This window comes from Pseudomonas panipatensis, from assembly GCF_900099785.1.
Lineage (GTDB): Bacteria > Pseudomonadota > Gammaproteobacteria > Pseudomonadales > Pseudomonadaceae > Pseudomonas > Pseudomonas panipatensis.
The window spans coordinates 1-16,949 of the sequence record NZ_FNDS01000004.1 but is presented as its reverse complement, the minus strand read 5'-3'; the positions used below and the strand labels follow the sequence as shown (position 1 = coordinate 16,949).

The 16,949-nt window shown below is 46.3% G+C and carries 11 protein-coding genes and 1 pseudogene; 5 read left to right on the top strand and 7 right to left on the bottom strand.

Going from position 1 to position 16,949, the window contains the following annotated elements; all coding sequences use genetic code 11:
• Positions 1–36: 36 nt before the first annotated feature.
• Positions 37–357, top strand: coding sequence for a hypothetical protein (locus BLQ74_RS10170; protein ID WP_139199055.1), 321 nt, complete (start codon positions 37–39; stop codon positions 355–357).
• Positions 358–554: 197 nt separating this feature from the next.
• Here the strand turns inward: BLQ74_RS10170 and BLQ74_RS10165 are convergent, their stop codons facing one another.
• Complete coding sequence (locus BLQ74_RS10165) at positions 555–845, bottom strand: transposase (RefSeq protein ID WP_170842791.1); 291 nt, start codon at positions 843–845, stop codon at positions 555–557.
• Positions 846–1,232: 387 nt separating this feature from the next.
• Between BLQ74_RS10165 and dptF the strand changes: the two genes are divergently transcribed.
• Genes dptF through dptH form a run of 3 tightly spaced genes read left to right on the top strand, consistent with a single transcriptional unit; the run spans position 1,233 to position 9,249 of the window.
• Positions 1,233–2,858 (top strand): DNA phosphorothioation-dependent restriction protein DptF, encoded by a 1,626-nt coding sequence (gene dptF / locus BLQ74_RS10160; protein WP_090262449.1) that lies wholly within the window; start codon positions 1,233–1,235, stop codon positions 2,856–2,858.
• Complete coding sequence (dptG, locus tag BLQ74_RS10155) at positions 2,859–4,175, top strand: DNA phosphorothioation-dependent restriction protein DptG (protein ID WP_090262448.1); 1,317 nt, start codon at positions 2,859–2,861, stop codon at positions 4,173–4,175.
• Positions 4,156–9,249, top strand: coding sequence for a DNA phosphorothioation-dependent restriction protein DptH (gene dptH, locus BLQ74_RS10150; protein WP_090262447.1), 5,094 nt, complete (start codon positions 4,156–4,158; stop codon positions 9,247–9,249). The genes dptG and dptH overlap by 20 nt, the downstream gene beginning before the upstream one ends.
• 124 nt (positions 9,250–9,373) lie before the next feature.
• On the opposite strand, the gene dndE is transcribed toward dptH, so the two are convergent.
• From dndE to dndB, 4 genes are read right to left on the bottom strand one after another with little or no spacing between them, the layout of a single operon-like run.
• Positions 9,374–9,706 carry a DNA sulfur modification protein DndE gene (gene dndE / locus BLQ74_RS28095; RefSeq protein ID WP_425287490.1) on the bottom strand — a complete coding sequence of 111 codons (333 nt, stop codon included), beginning with the start codon at positions 9,704–9,706 and terminating at the stop codon, positions 9,374–9,376.
• 15 nt (positions 9,707–9,721) lie between these two features.
• Entirely contained in the window at positions 9,722–11,719 is a 1,998-nt protein-coding gene (dndD, locus tag BLQ74_RS10140) for a DNA sulfur modification protein DndD (protein ID WP_090262445.1), read from the bottom strand.
• The gene (gene dndC, locus BLQ74_RS10135; RefSeq protein ID WP_090262444.1) at positions 11,709–13,343 is read right to left on the bottom strand and encodes a DNA phosphorothioation system sulfurtransferase DndC; all 1,635 of its coding nucleotides are present in this window, start codon (positions 13,341–13,343) and stop codon (positions 11,709–11,711) included. Before dndC ends, dndD begins: the two co-directional genes overlap by 11 nt.
• Entirely contained in the window at positions 13,336–14,427 is a 1,092-nt protein-coding gene (gene dndB / locus BLQ74_RS10130) for a DNA sulfur modification protein DndB (protein ID WP_090262893.1), read from the bottom strand. Before dndB ends, dndC begins: the two co-directional genes overlap by 8 nt.
• Before the next feature lie 149 nt (positions 14,428–14,576).
• Between dndB and BLQ74_RS27685 the strand changes: the two are divergent.
• Positions 14,577–14,812 (top strand): annotated as a pseudogene (locus tag BLQ74_RS27685) (Mu transposase domain-containing protein); the annotation flags it as partial.
• A 601-nt stretch (positions 14,813–15,413) separates the two neighbouring features.
• Here BLQ74_RS27685 and BLQ74_RS10125 read toward each other — a convergent pair.
• Both BLQ74_RS10125 and BLQ74_RS10120 read right to left on the bottom strand, forming a co-directional pair.
• Entirely contained in the window at positions 15,414–15,779 is a 366-nt protein-coding gene (locus BLQ74_RS10125) for a histone-like nucleoid-structuring protein, MvaT/MvaU family (protein ID WP_090262443.1), read from the bottom strand.
• Between the two features lie 13 nt (positions 15,780–15,792).
• Positions 15,793–16,788 (bottom strand): hypothetical protein, encoded by a 996-nt coding sequence (locus tag BLQ74_RS10120; RefSeq protein WP_139199054.1) that lies wholly within the window; start codon positions 16,786–16,788, stop codon positions 15,793–15,795.
• Positions 16,789–16,949: the final 161 nt, after the last annotated feature.

Below are 16,949 nucleotides of genomic sequence, written 5' to 3'. Positions count from 1 at the left end.
CCACACTCATCATTGAAATGTGAGAGGACGTCCAGAATGGACAAGACCAGAGGCACAGCAGCAGTACTCCATGCAACCCGGTTCTATGAAGGGCTTGTAGGCGAATATGGCCCAGATGCCGCGGATGGTTTGATGGCAGTGGCCATCCGTAAGGCAAGACCGGACGCGGAAATTACCCCCAGAGATGTCAAAGGATTCAGTAAGGTCGTTCAGGTGCTAAGAACTGGGGATGTCGATCTCCAGGCCACCGTGAGCGAAGGCGGCGTGAAAGCGGAGAAGGCCACTCAGGAAATGCTGGCTCGCTTGCAGAGCCCCGCGAAGAGAGAACCCGCTGACGAAGAGGATAAAGTCAGCTAAGACTTGAGCCTGATTACCCTGATCGCTACAGCAGGTCCGAAACCTCCAGCAAGATATAGGGTACCCAGAAACGATGAAGCCTCGCCGAAGCGGGGCTTTTCATTTTCAGAGTCAGCAGTCGTGAGAACTACTACATAGTGCTCACTGGTCGTCCCCAGGTAACAAGGGCGAGTGCGCAATCGGGCGATCTACACCTCTTACTTTAGGGCCGCTGCCTCCATGGCCTTCTTGTCCAGCATCCGTTGTAGTGCGCAGAACTGGTTGAGGGAATCGGCCAACTCGGAAGCAGGAACCACCGCTTCACTAGCACTGACCGCCGAGACTCTGTCGTCCTTGCAGAGCTTGCGCCTATGGAGCAGGTGGTTGGGATTGAGGTTGTTGCACCGGGCTACAACCGAGACGCTACGCTCTGGATCTTGGATCCTGCGCACGATGGCGCGCTTCTCCTCGACGCTCCAGGCAAAGATTCTCGTGTGTTGGTACTCCAAACAAGGCTGCTGTCTATCCCTTATGGTACGAGGCGGCTTGCTGTGTTCCAAGGGCTGAGTTGATCAGTCGTCTCGAGAGGCTCTTGTCGGAGAGGGGCGCTGGTCATAAATCGAAAAATTACAGAAAATATGGCTGCATGAAGGCACTTTGCCTTTACCCCTATTCCTCTGAGTGGATAATGTCATGAAGCCAACAAAAGGATATGGGCTCGGGATGAAAATTCTCACGCTACTAGAAAATTCAAGTGTTCTCACTTTCTCTTTCCCTCCAAATCATCGTACAGGTATAGCACGTACACCGGAGCTATAGCCTAAACTGCTTTGAGTGCAATTTTCTAAAGTAAAAGAAATTAAGCGTCAAAAAATATTAGTGAAGGGATTTCGTAAATGACGACAATGACTCTTAGAACGGCTCTCAGTGTGCTAGCAAAGTCATCACCATTCTCGGTGAAAACTGTCAGCCGTAGAGAAATAGATGAGTTTGATGAGCTGAAAGATCAGCTATACGTAGCGCAAGAAATCGAACACGACTTCTCTAAGATACTTGAGTCTCTCCAGAGTGGAGAAATCGTATTTCTCTGCGGTAGCAGTGGCGACGGAAAATCTGAAATTCTGGCGCGCAGCTATGATAAATATAAAGATAAATATAAATTTCATTTGGACGCTACACACAGTTTTGCGCCGCATCAGTCTGCGATAGAAGCGCTAGACGAGCTTTTTGATGGACGTCAGATAGACGATAAGCCTCTGGTCATTGGCATAAATGTGGGGATGTTGGCGAATTTTTCTAAAGAAGGTTCTGTTCGTCACAATAAAATTATCGAAAAAATAGATAGCTTTTTGACGCAGGGGAATTGCTCAAAAGGTAATGTTCATTTTATAGACTTTGAGGGATATCCTAAGTTTCAGCTTTCCAAGGATGGTCAGGGGCAGTCAGAGTTTGCAAAGAAGCTGATGCATAATTTGACGCGACAAGATTCTGATAATTTATTCTATCAATATGCCTGCAAAGCTGAATCAGCTGGTGAGGACTTGCAGCTTGTTGCAAACTTCAAATTGCTTAGTCTTAATAGCGTGCAGGATGTCATCGTCACTCAGCTGCTGAAAGCTAGGCTAATTAAAGATCAATTTATAACTACTCGTGCACTACTGGATCTACTCCATCATATTCTTCTTGGGCCAGGATATATTTTTGATAATCTGTATGTCGGTGACGGAAATGAACTGGTGCAACGCCTGTCCGATTTTGATCCGGCCCGGAAGCATACTAGAGGATTAGATCAATTTGTGTTGCGCGCCGAATTATCACTTCCTGATCCAGATCTCGATATATTTATCAGCTCGCTCGCAGCGAATTATGTATTTCTTGATCGACAAAACGTTCACAGAAGCACTGCGGCGTCATTAGTGCGTCTCTTTAGCTTAATTCGTGATGAGCCGATGGGTAACAACTACCATCAGCGATATCGGCATGAGTTTGATGAAGAGCTACTTCTGAGCTATTCCCGTATATGGGCTTTACATAAAGAATACGATGGAAGCACCGAGATGAAAATGGAACTGAGGCGATTCTACACTGGCGAGCTAATAGCAGCGATACTGCGTTACGCTAATCGCAATGCTCCCGAGCTTATATTGGTCAAAGATGAGATTTTCTTGGGTGAGTTTGGTGCTGTCAGGCTAACTGCTCCGGTAGATCTGAAGTGTGACTATGAAGCTATTAAAGAGTCTCCCTGCGTTAAAAGTTCGCAATTCCTAGCTCATGTCAAGGTGTTTGAAAAAGAGATAGGAGCTATCTCGATGTCCTTCAATTTATATGAGCTTATTTATAAGCTAAATCGAGGGTATCGCCCAAATAAATATGATAAAAACTCAATAGTTCTACTTGATGAAGTTGTTGATCAGATCAAGGGGGTAGTAAAGCTCCAGTCGTCGCTTAAGTTTTATGACGATAACCATGCTTATGTTGCTAAGCTGGATGACGATATGATCACGGTCAGTGGGGTGGCTTGAATGTATCCGATTCCTAAGGGATTAAACCCGTCAGATGTAAATAAATTAGATAGCTACCTTCCCCTGAGAAACAAAGGTAATGATTTCGATTGGGGGATTATTACCGGGTTGGTGCTGAGTCATGCATTGAAAAAGAAAATAAAAAAATACGAGTTTGACGAATTTCGACAGTCTTGCAGGTCCCGGCTCATGTCTCGTATTGATGAGCCAGAATTTTGGAACGTTCTTGATAAAATGTACTTTGCAAATCAAGACGTATTTAAGGTCTCGCCACTTTTTTTATTGTTTAAAGCTCAGTTTGATGGCAGCGGCAGAAGTGAGTTGGGGCCGGCAAATTGGCGCATGGGGACATTATTTTCAAGTTTGTTGGGCGATTACCGATTTTCAGGTGAAATTCAGGAGAGCCTGAACTTTATTGAAAGAGAGTTTTTGGCAGTTCTGGAGAGTAAACTGCTGCCGTCAGAGCAGAATGCCTTTAATCGAGAGCAGCCTTACCTGCCTTATATTTCTCAGGCTTTTAAAAAAGATATTTCATTTTTAACCATGCATCCCCAGTACTTGCTTCAAGAGCTAGGGAATATGCTAAAGCTTTATGCGTTTACCTATTGTGCTCAGCTCGCTTTGAATGTTCGAAATTGGAGGGACGGAGAGCCAAAAAGTAGGGCGCTTTTCTTTATTCTTGATACTGAAAAGGCTAGCTCTGAGCGCGCGATGGTTCAGCATCATGGATATAAGATGTTCGCAAAGTCTTGCGAATGGCTTTTCCCAATTCTTTCATCGTTGGAAGCTCTTCAGCAGGGAGAGGAAAAGCGCCCGCTTTGGCAGGTTTACGCCGAAGCCCAATTATATCCGGACCATGTGGATTTGTTGAGAGAGCTGAACAGTTATATACAGGCGTTTATAGAAAGGCGTAAATTACCTGAGCGGTCCGCTGCCGAAAACCTAGAGGCGGCTTTTGTGCAGCTACAAGATGTTGCGATTGAACAGTTTCGAGATGAGAAAACCGACCGATTTATGGTCAACAAAAAATATATGGCTGCACTTGAAAGTCAGATATGTAGCGAGTTCATTCAATCTAGAGGGCGCGCGGGGCGAGTGCTGGTTATTACACAGGACCAACTTTTGCTGCTGACAAATCTGGCGATAGGAAAAAATGAAAAGCTGAGGCTTCATGAGTTAATGCGAGAATTTGAACAGCGAGGCTTCTATCTGGATAGCCAATCTCAGCAGGTTCTTGTGGCTTTCTATGAGCGTATGGGAAATGTTGATCGAATGAGCGATAGTGGAGACGCCGTTTATGTCCGCAAAACAGTATGAAGATTACTTGGTTCAATGCTTCATTGACTGGGTGGAGCAAGAAATTCAACCAGGGTTTCGCTATCACTTTAAGTCGCCGGACTCCCAAAATGCGTTGAAACTATACCGGGCATTTTTGGCGCGCATTGGTGGAGATCAAATTAGTTTTAGTGGTCACCAACTACCGTGCATTGACTGTGGGGGTGTTCAGTTAATTCCAGTCCTCCATGGTACGGAAGAGGTTGCATATTCCGAAAACTATATTTCTCACTTGCGCGATAAGGTTGCTAGTCGTAGCGCTGAGTTCTCACGAAGCGCAATGCTGTTCATACATAACAGTATGCTTGACACTTTGATAAATAGTGCAATGGACGTCGCTGCTCCGGGTGGAGCTTGGCACCCATCGAGTATTGAGAGGAAACTAAGCGAGTTGATATGTACTGGTAGCGACAACGAGGAGGTTTCTCGCTCTTTGCTACAGGATCAGTTGGCAATAATAACAGAGGAGGGTGCGACCGTTTTTGGTTTTGGTCCACTATTTTACGCTCTCGCGGACGGTGTACTCGACTTTCCAGAGCTAGGGCTTTTTAATGACCCCTTAATATTAAATATGAAGGGGCAGTCCTCCCAGATTAGACACCGACTAGATGAAAATCGCGCCTTACGCCGAGAGATGGAATTTAGCGTAGAGCATTATAGTGATCAGCTTGATAGTGTTTTGACGAAATTCAGTCAGAAATTCATCCGTGAGCATTTTGAAGACAAAAAAGACTGGCAGAATCTTGATTTAGAGGTTTTTCTTGATGAAATTAAAGCCAATAAATCGCAAAAGCTAATACTTGAGAGCATAAATATTATAGGGGCAGATTGGCATCAGCGCACCAAAAGTAACACTAAAGCAGGGCAGAAAGAGATAAGCTTGGCGATACAAGTTGCAGCTGGTACTGCTTCGGTTGAGATTGAACTAGTTTTTCTTGGGAATGACCTTGAGCAGTCTCAGCTGAAGTTGCTTCATAACAAAACACTAGCTAAAGACTCCGAGATATCAGTGAATCGCGCTGGAGGTAAATACTCCCGCGCTAAATTGAAGGTACCTTATACTGATAACCCGAGCTTCTTTAGTGTCGAGCTGCGCCGCGATAATAGAGCGGAGGAGTATAAACTTCGCTGCTTAATCATCGAGAAGGATCTTTTTTATTTCGATGATATAAAGACTTGCTTCAGAGTCGAGCCTCAAAGAGAGCAGCTGACTCTTCAACTGGAAGAGAATCAATTTAAAGTTTCTGCGAGCGGAGATGCGATTTACCGTCTCGACGAAGATGGGGTTGATGTTGACTGCCGAGCTTATGCTTATGTTGACTTTGAGCCGCTCGCAAATCAAAGTGAAATGATCAGATTTAAGCTCTGTAATGGAGTTCAAGTTCTTCCGATTAACGTGGAGGGGCCTGGGGCCGAAGAAGGAGTTATAATACCCCTTCTATTTGATCTAGAGCGAGTTGGAAAGCTATTAAGCGATGAAGGCAACGCCGAGTATAACCGAGCGAAGCGGAAAATTATTGTTGATAACTCTGAGCACAGCGCTGTGGGTGTGCGTCAACAACTCTTGGAGTTTGAAGCACTGATGGTGGATCAGAGGGCTCTTTGCGTAGATGATTCCTCAGAAAGCTACTATATCCATCAGATGTCTCAGGATTTTCCAGAGTTATATAAAGCTTATTATAATCTCTTTGACTATTTGGAGAGATATCGGACATTGCCTAGTCTGGCTGCTTGGGGAGAGAACTACTGCTCTCTAGTTCAATCCGTTTTAGATGCGTTTGAGCACGAGCTTAAAGCTATCCCATTAAGCCAAGTACTCACAAGGCAGCAAAAAGACCTGTTGAAAGTCGGTATGTATAAAAATGATGGTCGTGAATGGGTTAGCCCAATTCACCCATTGGTTCTATCATATCATCAACATTTGGTTTCGGAGGTAAGATCAGAGCATAAGAAAGGCTCTGTATCCTACTATGACCTCCCAACAGTGACTCTAGATCGCCTTGTCGCATCTGGCTTGTTGCCGTTTGTTTATCATCGCGACTCCGATTTCGCCCAATTAGTCCCTGTTAAGGAGAATAGCTTCTGGCTGGAGATTATTCCCCAACGTAAGGTTAGTCATAGTTTTGTCAGGCGACTAGTCAAGGATAAACTCATAGAGTTTACTAAGGCTTATTCACGTCTTTTCCCCAGAGGGGAGAGTAGCGCTTTAATAGTGAATGCCATCAATCAAGGGCGAGCGGAAGAGCTTTTCTTAGGACTAGTTGATTACTTTAAACTGTATAGAGAAAATGCGTTAGCCATCCACGTAAATTTCTATGACGATCAGTTGCAGCAGAATGATTTCGACAAGTTTGCTGAAATGGGTGGGTATGAGAAATTAAAAGATTGGTTAGGATTAAATAGCGGTGCATTGCGGGCCGATGCGGATGTATTAATCGATCAACTCCGGAGCTTCCTAACGTACAGTAAGTTCGTCTCTCCGAGTTCGGATGAAGCTTTAGCCTATGCGCACCTATCATTTTTCAGTAATAACGCGCCTGTCGAATATCATCAAATAGACATCGACCAAGCATTGAGCGGAGTGCTGTGTGATGGCCTGATCGCAGGGGAAGCTGCCGAAACTAAAGGGGAAGCTTATTTCACATCTTTTGGTTTGCGCAACGTAGAGACCTCAAGCCATCAATCATTACGCTTGGCCAGGCTTTTAGGGAGCTTATGGCAGCCCGCGCATTTAAATAATTCCCATTATTTGGGGTATGGTATGGGGCTAGCCGTGAGCACCGACTTTAAGCGGCTTCTGACCCAGTCGTATGATAGTGCATTATGGACAACGATTATTGATCCAAAAGTAACTTTAGATTTTTTCACGTCTCAAAAGGATGTAGTTCTAATCCACTATTCGGATCAGTACACAAGTAGCGCTGGGTACGATGCAATCACGGTTACAAAGCAAATAGATCTTTTTCAACGACTATTGCTCAAGGAGAGTAATGTTAAGTCTGATCGTTTATTAGCTGAATTTAATTCCTTCAATGGTGAGTGGTTGCTAAAAATGCTTACTGCTACGCCAAAAGATCGTAAGGAAAAGCATGGCATTATTGGTGCCTATAAATTCGTTAGTGCGATGCTCGCCCAATCAGATATTTGTTGGGTTCCACTTTCTGTTGCGGAGATGATTCGAGTCTCTGGTAATGTGGGCCTAAAAATGAGCGATAGCGACTTCTCTCGGCACCTACATGGTTATCGCAAAGGGGCAATTTCTGATGATGTGCTATTTGTGGGATTTAAAGATCAGACCCTCTATCTGCTTCCATTAGAAGTAAAAACCGGTGCGCGCCCAGACTTTAAATACGCCGGGCAGCAGGCTAAGGAGTTGAAGCGCTATCTACACGATGATGTGCTCGGTCCTGATACTCTGGAGGCACGCTTGTATCGCGCCCTATTTATTCGTCAGGTGCTGATACAGGTGGAGAAGTTTAGGCTTTATCACGTATTAACCGATGACAAGCTGGAAACCCTGATCAATAATCGTGAGTGGTGGCAGAGAGGGGTTTATCAGGTCGATTCTGTTCCAGGATATGTAGATGGAATCATTCTGGCTCATGTGGAAGGGGATACTTTTTTCGAGCCGAATTATCAGACAACTGACGATAATATATTACAAATTGAACTTCCGTATGCGCTGCTGCCTACCCTGATTGGTGCGGAAGGAAGTGTTGCGTTGGGGCAGGTGGTTGATGCTTGTAAGCTGCCAAGTGAGTACTTTCTGAAACCGAATTCATCCTCGGCTCAGCATGATACTTTTGATAAAGAGAAAGGTGGCGTAATTAAAGTTATAGAAACTGTTAGTTTGAAAAATTCTGAGTATCAGGTGTCTATAACAGATAATAAAAATATCTTACCTTCGGATATCAAGAATAATCTAAAGGTATTAATAGGTCATGATGCAATTCGTCAGACTCCCTTTTACTGGGAACCAACAAATACTGCGCGATTTATGAATACTAATACGGGTATTATAGGTACTATGGGTACTGGTAAAACCCAGTTCACCAAGTCTTTGGTTACTCAGCTTATTCAGAATCAAGCTCACAATGTTAATTGTGGGGCGATAGGTATGTTGATTTTTGATTATAAGTCTGATTATGTAGATAACGATTTTATTCGGGTTAATAGTGCTAATCGTCTAAGACTATATCGGCTGCCTTATAATCCACTCAGCTTATATGGCGACATGCCTTTATTGCCAGTGCATACTGCCACGAGTTTTGCTGAGACAATGGCTAAAGCTTTTGGCCTTGGTCAAAAGCAACAGCTGCGCCTGCGAAAGCTTATCCTTGATGCCTATGATTTAGCTGGAATTAATAAAGCTGATGCTACAACGTGGTCCAGGCCAGCTCCCACAATAGCTCAGCTTTGGGACCTTTTCTTGGACCAAGAAAAGGTAGAGGAAGACTCTCTTTATGCGGCGCTTGATAGCTTGGCAGCCTACGAAATTTTCGAGTCCAATCCACAACGAGTAAGCTCACTTTATGATTTGATCCAAGGCGTAACAGTCATTGAGCTTGCAGGATACTCGCCACAGATTCAAAACCTCATAGTGGCGCTAACTCTTGATCTCTTCTATTCACAAATGCAGAAGCGGGGAAAGCCTCTAGTAGAAGGGGATTATCGCCAGTTGACGAAAATGATACTGGTTGACGAGGCGGATAATTTCATGAAAGAGGATTTTGATAGTCTGCGCAAAATTCTTAAAGAAGGACGCGAGTATGGCGTAGGGGTAATCCTGTCCACACAGGAAATTACGCATTTTAAAACTGGTGAAAATAATTATGCATCTTATATTCTGACATGGATAGTTCATCGGGTCGCCGAGATACGGAATGCCGACATTAAGGCTATCTTCAACAAGGATGATAAGGGAGAACAAGATCAGCTAATGGAAAGCATACGTAAGCTGGATAAACACTTTAGCCTTTATATTGATGGGGAAAAGCGTGTTCAGAAAATGAGGGATAGAGCTTTCTGGGAGCTTTTGAGTGCTCAAGGGAAGTAGAGTTTAGTTTCTGTGTTCTATAATTAAATGGCAGAAGTAGTAATTAAAAAAGCCATGTAATTATTTCGATAAGAATGAGCTGCCAATGTTATATAGGCAGCTCATCTTTTTGACTTCGACGTGGTTACAGGGCGAGCGAGAAGTCCTTAAGGTTCCTGTGGTTGCGTAGCGGGGCGATACCATCTTCGACATGTGCGGCCCACGCTTTAACTAGGTCCTTTGGGCTTAAGCCAGGATAGTTAAGTCTTAGTAGAAGCTCCGTAGTTAGCGCCGTCTCTCCTAGCCATGTAACCTTATCCAAGACGAGCGCCCCATCTAGTTTACGGTTGTCTAGCTGATATCGGAAATTTGACTCTATAGATCGAAAAAAGGCTAGTCTGGCGGCAATGTTCGGCGTCACTCCTGTATAACCTTTTAGCTTCTTCAGTTGTTCCTCTGTCTGGCTAGTAAGCTGCATTCTGTTTGGTAGCATTTATATAGCCCCTACTTGGTTTTCACTCCAGAAGTAGCCTTTCTTTAGAGCGGCTGACTTTGTGTTGCTGTTGAAGAGGATCTGGTATGAGTGAGATGTTGAGGGAACCAATTTCTTGAAGAAGTAGTGCTCATTAATTTCGGTATCAGTTGAGAGAAGGATTACCTGATGACTTGCAGAAGGGAAGTAATTCTCAATCAATTTGTCTCTATGATGCGAATCAAGGCGACCCAGTGGTGTATCAATAATCACAGGGAGTTGACGACCTGACGTTTTTGCTAATGCCTCTAAAATAGCAATAGCGTAAATCTGCTTCTCGCCAGCGGAGAGAAGCTTTCGATTTATTGCGATACCTTGATCGTCAACTAACTCTACATCAAAAGTTTGAGGGTTTATCTGTGCGTTGATCTGTAGATCGTCTTTGCGTGCAAGGCGATGATAAGCTTCTTCAAAGAAGCGCTCGAGTTTATGCACACGTGCAATGGTGAGAGCCTCAGAGTATTTCTCTAACATGGCTAACGAGGCTTGAGCGTTACTTATTGCGGTAGTCGATCCGTGTTGGGATCGCTTCTTGTCATGAAGCCTTTGAAGTTGGCGTGCACATTCAAGTTGTTGGTGCAAAGCATCTCGCGCTTTGTCTAATAAGCTCTTGTATTCTGCTAAAGCCTCTTGGTGCTTGGAGTCTAGTTCTCGAATCTTCTGGAATATATCCAATAATTGCTCGTCGTCTGGTGCGCGATCTATGTTGGCAGCTGCTTGATCTAGCGAGTTTTCAACTTCAATTAAGGCAGCGCGCGCTTTCTCAAAGCGGAGGCGAGATGAACGGCTTTCCGAATCAAGGGCATGATGAAGTATTCCTAGTTCTCTTTCTGAGATATCTAAGATAACCTCTCCGGTGGGTTGTTTAGAGAGATATTGATTCAACTGACTATTGATACTGTTTATTGCGGATGCCTTAACTTCTTCTGAGTCGAAAATTCCATTTTTGGAAAGATCATCCATAAAAGAGATGAGGCCTTCGGAAAAGTTTTGGCTAGTTCTGATTGCTGACTCAGTCTCAAGTCGTTGGAGCAGTGCGCGCAAGGCTTTTGGCGCAAGAGAAAAGGGAAATGCGCCTTCTAGTTCATGACGAATGGTTTTCTCTAGTTGTGCCCGCTCTTTGAGTAGATGATCTACGCGGCTCTGTTCTTGTGCTTTGGTTCGAGCAAAGGCCCCACCTTGGGCTGAAAGTAATCCCTCGTGCTTGCGAATTTCGTTGGCGATAAGGTCTATTGAGATCTTCTGTAGATCAGCCGCATAGCGGAAGTTCTCCGCACTCTTGCCGAGTCGTGTCCCTTTCTCATCAAGGTCTTGAATTTGGTTTTGCAATTGGGAGCCAAGCGAATCGACGCTTTGGCGCTTTAGATAAATGGTAAGGTCATTTCGTAGTTTTGCTATAAGATCAAGGCCGAGGAGACGGCGAACGGCAGTTTGCAGAATCTTCCCGGACTCATCCTCAGCCAGGGATGCGATTTTCTCTCCGTCAAAAAAGAATAGGTCAGCAATTCCGTGCGGGATCAGCTCATTCAGGAACCCCTGACATTGTTCGTAATTAAGTTCAGATAGCGGTGCTTTGTTCTGTAAAAGCACCAATGTATCTTTCTTACCCCTTTCCCAGCTTCGTATTACGCAAAACTCTGACTCTTCACCTTCTTTGTTATAGGTGAATGTAAGGCTTATAGATGCCTCATTAGGCTGATGGCTAAGGCTCACCCCGTTATGGATTAGCGAACTCAATTGTTCGATGTAGTCTTGACTCTGGTTCAGTTCATCGAACGCAAGGCGACCATAAAGAGCGAGTCGGATAGCCGTCAAGATAGACGTTTTGCCAGCGCCATTGAGTCCGCCAAATAGGATTATTGGCTTAGAGCCGTTCTTGCTACCACGAGGCGTTAAGTCGATTTCGTGAGTTCCTTGGAAGACACGGAAATTATTCAGAACCAATTTCTTAATTATCATTGACTAGCGCCTTTGTATCGCTCGATATCTGCAATTCTGCTTTCAAAATCTGATCTTGTACCTTTTTTAGTTCAGCTTCTATCTGGCAGATGTCAAGTGCATGAATATCGCGCTCATGTCGCTTCTGCAAGTCCGCCTGACTTTGCTCAATAGACTCAAGAGAACCCCAATCCTGCTTAAGAATATTTCCTATCTTGTCAAATACTCCATGGCGTCTGCTGATGCCCTCCAGTGAGACTTCAAGCTCTATGAGCTTCATAATCATCTCCGGGCTAGCGCCATATTCTTCTGCAATCTCTGTTAGCAAGGAGGCATCATAAACATCAAACTGGGACTGATCGTCTATAATCCAATTGAGGTCTTCGTTATAAACCTCACGATAGATGTCTGGAAGCTCATCAGCCCAGTCGGGTTCGTTGGGGTCTCGAAGCCATTGTTGTCGAATGGCATGAAGCTCGGGTTCGGTAATTAAAGAGATACTGTGCCCTTGTGAACGTAGCTCCTTATCTAGCTCAAGAAGCTTTCTAAGCCACTCTTTGCGATACTTAAGCAAATAGGGGCCGGGGATATGTTTGCGTTCGGCAGCAATGTCTTCCCCCTCTTTTGCGTACTGGTAGGTAACCTTGCCATTCCTTCGTTTGAAGTTACGATATATGTCCTTTTGCTCAGGCTCTGTAGTTTTTGCCAGTAAGTCGCGAAATTGCAACAATGGTAACATCCAGTCCTCTCCATTTTGGATGAGACCCTCCATTGCTTTGTCCTTTGTTACTACGGTACAGGTCCAGCAGCCGAAACGAGAATTCCCACAAGAAGGAGTGCTTTCGTCGATAACGAGGGGGCACTCTCCTTGCGTTGATGAGTTCATGTAGAGTGTCCACAAGGGCCGGTTACTACCACCCCACGGGTTTTCCCATTCTTCGATGTCGTGGGGAGAATGCCGGAATGCTCCACGTAATAATTTCCAAACCTCCTCAGTATCCCAAGAGTCGATTGGTGTATATATAAAGGCGTTTGATAGCGTTGTATGTCGAGATAGGCGAGATCCATCAATTCGATGTTTTGCAATTACCTGAGCACGCGAAGCGCTCTCGCTGCTGCGGGCTCCTAAGAGGATTACAACTTCATTGTAATGGCTTATCTTCTCCCGTATGAAGTCGCTTACCGGATCGATCTTCATTCGCTCGGTACACCAGCGAAAGCTCCGAGTCGGTGCTGGATATCCTTTTCCTAACAGGTTTACCCAAAACGTATCATTTGTTTTAGGTGTTACTGAATGCTGGGTAATTGGCAGCTTGTCTCTTTTTGCCGACTTCTCAATAAGCTGCATGCTATTTTTGATTAAGTCGACGACAACGGGGGTTTCGACAAGGGTGTCAGAGGTGATTAAGAATATCTCTTTTTTGCGAAGCTCTGGTGGAAGACCAAGCAAAGAGAGGTAGACCAGTGTAGTAACTGCGGTAGAGTCCTTTCCGCCGCTATAGCCAATGATCCAGGGGCGCGAGTCCATGCAGTAGATGCGTTGAACCTCGGCAACATATTCTGCGAGTGGTTTTCCCGAAAATTGCTCGAGGTTGATAAAGCTTTCATAATCCGCCAGATCATGAGCGAGAAGTAATTTATTCATTCGTTAAAGTCTGCTCTGCTTCGAGCGCGCGCTCTTCTGGAGTTAGCGGAAGGCCGAGTGCGATTTTTAGGGCGTTGCACGTCAATCTTATAGCGGAAGTTGCTTTGCTCAGTTTTCCATGGGACATCGTTCTGCGTAACCATTCTGGATTGGTTTTGCGCCAATCGATTGCCCTAAGCTTTGCAATCTCTTCCTTCCAAGTATCTGGGCGTTCTTTAATCAAGCTTCTTCCTAGCAACCCTATTGCGTGAAGCCCGACGGCATGAGCATGAACATAATCTTGCCTCAACTGAGCTGGAGCGATATTTTTCTGCATCGCCATTTGCCAGTCAGGCATGTGCTTGTAAACAGTTTGCCAATACATCTCAGAGATCTGAGTATCTTCATCATCAAAGCCATCTTTAGCACCTTTACCTAGTAAGGCACGAGTGGCCTGCTTGATGCTACTTAGAGTAAATAGCTTGCTCGAAAGAACGGATATGCTTGAGCTTTCCATTTCTGTTAGGCCGATGAATGGCTCACTAGTTTTCGCTAGATGACGGGCAAGCTCTGATGCGGGGTCTCGATGATCATAGAGAGTTGCTAAAGAAGGACTGGGCTTAATCGCGTGTTTGTTAAGATCCGCGAACATCTGTTGGCTGCGCTTTAAGCCTTCATCGACGAAGAACAGTACAGGGATGTTGTCTTGCCCTAGTTCTGGTCTTTCTTGAAGAGCCTCTTCGATGGCTTTCCGCCGGTGCTGTCCGTCATTGATTAAAATTTGAGCATCCATTGGGACGCGCAAGGTTCCTAGGTTGTGCGATTGAGGGTGCTCATCAAATGCAATGTCGACCGCGATTGAGGCCGTCAATGCCGAAAAGACATAATCATCGGGATTGTCGAGTAGATAGCGAACCATCTCAGGAATCCGCGTCTTATTTAGAGTACGCTGCGCGCGCAGCTCAGGCGGCACTTCCGTTTCGTCGAAGCTGAAGATTTTGGGGATGATGCGCATGGGGCAGGTCGCTATGTAAAACGGCCTGCCTGCTTGTATCCCCCTGACCGCGGGGAAGGCGTAGCAGTAGTCAGCGTCGAGGTGGCTCATCTGGTGCGGCATCTGCTAGTTGACGTAAGGGAGATATGAAATGTCTATCATAGCTGCTTTTACGTTAATTTTTAACGTAGCTACGTCAAAAAATCACCTCCCTGTTCAGCGCTTGCTAAGGAAGCTCCGAATAAGTGGGCCACGGATAACGGGTAGAAATGATTCCGATGCCCATGGCCTCCGACGGTTACGCTGTGCGGGCGGTTAGTGTCTCCAGCATCTGTCTGATCTGCTGCACGCAACCGCTACTCCGTCCCTTGTGAGCGAGTCGAGCGGTGGGTCAGTGAGCATCCGGCTCTATCTTTCCTAGATAGTCCTAATCGCCGAAGACGGTGTGAGCGCCAGCCACGAGCGTCTGCACGATCGAGATTGGGCCGGCTACGACCGGCGCAAGCGAAGGGGCATCACACCTTGCTGGCGGTTCGCCAACTGAATCGGTTGGGTATCGGGATTCTCGGTAGTCAGCCCAAGGGGCAAGGGACCAAGGGGTGAAGCGGGGGCTACGCAAGCGTTCGATTCGCTTTATCACGCTCCGACACTTGCTAGTGCTCTTCGTTAGGTTGGAGTTGCTCTAAGGTCTGTCTGATCTCATCTAGGAACTGACTCGGGTCGCTGAGGCAGTCCATGTCGTGAGCCACGTGGTCCTTGTGGGGGCAGGAAACCATTGGAAGGCTTTCCAGTTCCGATGGTGGAGGTTCTCTTGTAAGCGCTGGAGGTAGGTAGTCTTGGGGCTTTCGATCGTGCTCGGAATACCATCCTTTACGGATACCCCTAAAATGAAGCGCTTCGGTTGAGGGATATGGGAATGGATTGAAGACACTGGCTCTGTTGCCCAGCCCATTCAAAGGGCTCGAAGCGCCAGAGCGGATCACAGAGTTTATGAGTGCTGGACTAACGTGCCAAGATTAAAGAGCAGGCCTTAGATAGCGCCGAGCGCAGTTGCTGAAGAGAGGTCATCTAAGGGAGGACGCCTTTGGCGAAGCTGACTACCCTTGGAGCCAGCTCTCTACCTCAGCTGCACCGTGTTCTTCTTTCCACGCTTTCAGCTGCTTGTGGTTACCGCCCCTGGTCTCAACAGTCTCGTCCGTATGAGGGTTCAGATAAACCTTCATCTTGCGCTCGCGACGTTGACCTTGACCTTCTTTGGCGGCTGAGTTAGAGGGAGTAGCCAGCGGAGCGAGCTGGGTTTTGATATTACCCAGGTCCATGCCGTACTCAGCCATGAGGACACGTAGTTTGCGTTCGAACTCGATTTCTTTTTTCAGTCTGTCATCATTTTTCAGGGCGTCCAACCGCCTTAACTGCTCAGCCAACTGAGCTTCGAGCGCTTTAAATTCTGCAAGTTTGCTCATATTTCTCCCAAATTTATTTGTCGTGGCTGGTGAGTTCGAGTGCGTCGAAGGCCTGGATTTTCTTTGCTACCGAGTTCCGACGCAAATCTAGCTGGCTGTTGCTTAGTGTAATGAAGTTTTCTTGAAAATCATTGAGTAAACGGGCCTCAGTGCTGATCTGCTCCTCGATGACGGCTAGGTCATTTTTGAGCGCGATGAGGGTAGGGCCGAGAGCGGTTTTGATTTGAAGGCGCATACGTGTAGCACGGTCACGGAGGCGCTTGAGGTAGCGTAGCTGAAGGTGAACGAGATTGAGCTTGCTTTCGCCCTCTGCGATCGCGGAGCGGCAGTGATCGATGATCCTTGTGTAGTATGCGTATCTCTCTTTATATGACTTTTTGGGGCGACCCATGCCCGACCCTGAAACTGACTCTTGGTTAGCGGGCGGTGGGAGGTCACGGCGCTTGTAAAAGGCTGTGTACATCTCTTTGTCTAGGGCCCCCAGAATGTCCTTGCCTGGGCGCCCAATCTGCGTATTACCGTGCTGAGCGCGCAGTGACTCGATGTCAGCGGGTGCTTCGCCGAATTCCGCTTCCATCTCTCTAAGCTTGCCAAGCTCCAGAATGCACGCGATCTCGATGCGAGCTAACTCTAGCTCTTTAGGCATTTTGGGTTTGCCTGGAGCGTGCCGCTTTTGGCCGTCGGGAAGGGCGTTCCACGTCTCTTCAGTAAGCCCCAAAGGCCGAAAAAGGTTGAGCTTTTGGCGAATGGCCTTTGCTTCATTCTTCTCGCCGGCCTGCTCATGTTTAGCGACTTCACGGGCGAAACTGATTCGCTGCTGAAGCGTGCTGAGCAGTAGGTGGTACTCCGGCTCATCGGGTGGAAACTCAAAATGACCGGCATCATCTTCGAGCGCCATAAGCAGTTCATCAGCATTCTCGTGAAGGCGCGCAACCAGCCTGCGCTGTTTCTCTATCAGACTCAGCGCAGGGCGGCCATGAGATTTTTTTCTTGACGATACGTCTTCCATGTGGATCAGTCTTGACAATTCATATAATTTCTAATATAATATTAAAAAAATAGCAAATTGTCAATGCGGCTGACGGCTGACGGCTGACGGCTGACGGCTGACGGCTGACGGCTGACGGCTGACGGCTGACGGCTGACGGCTGACGGCTGACGGCTGACGGC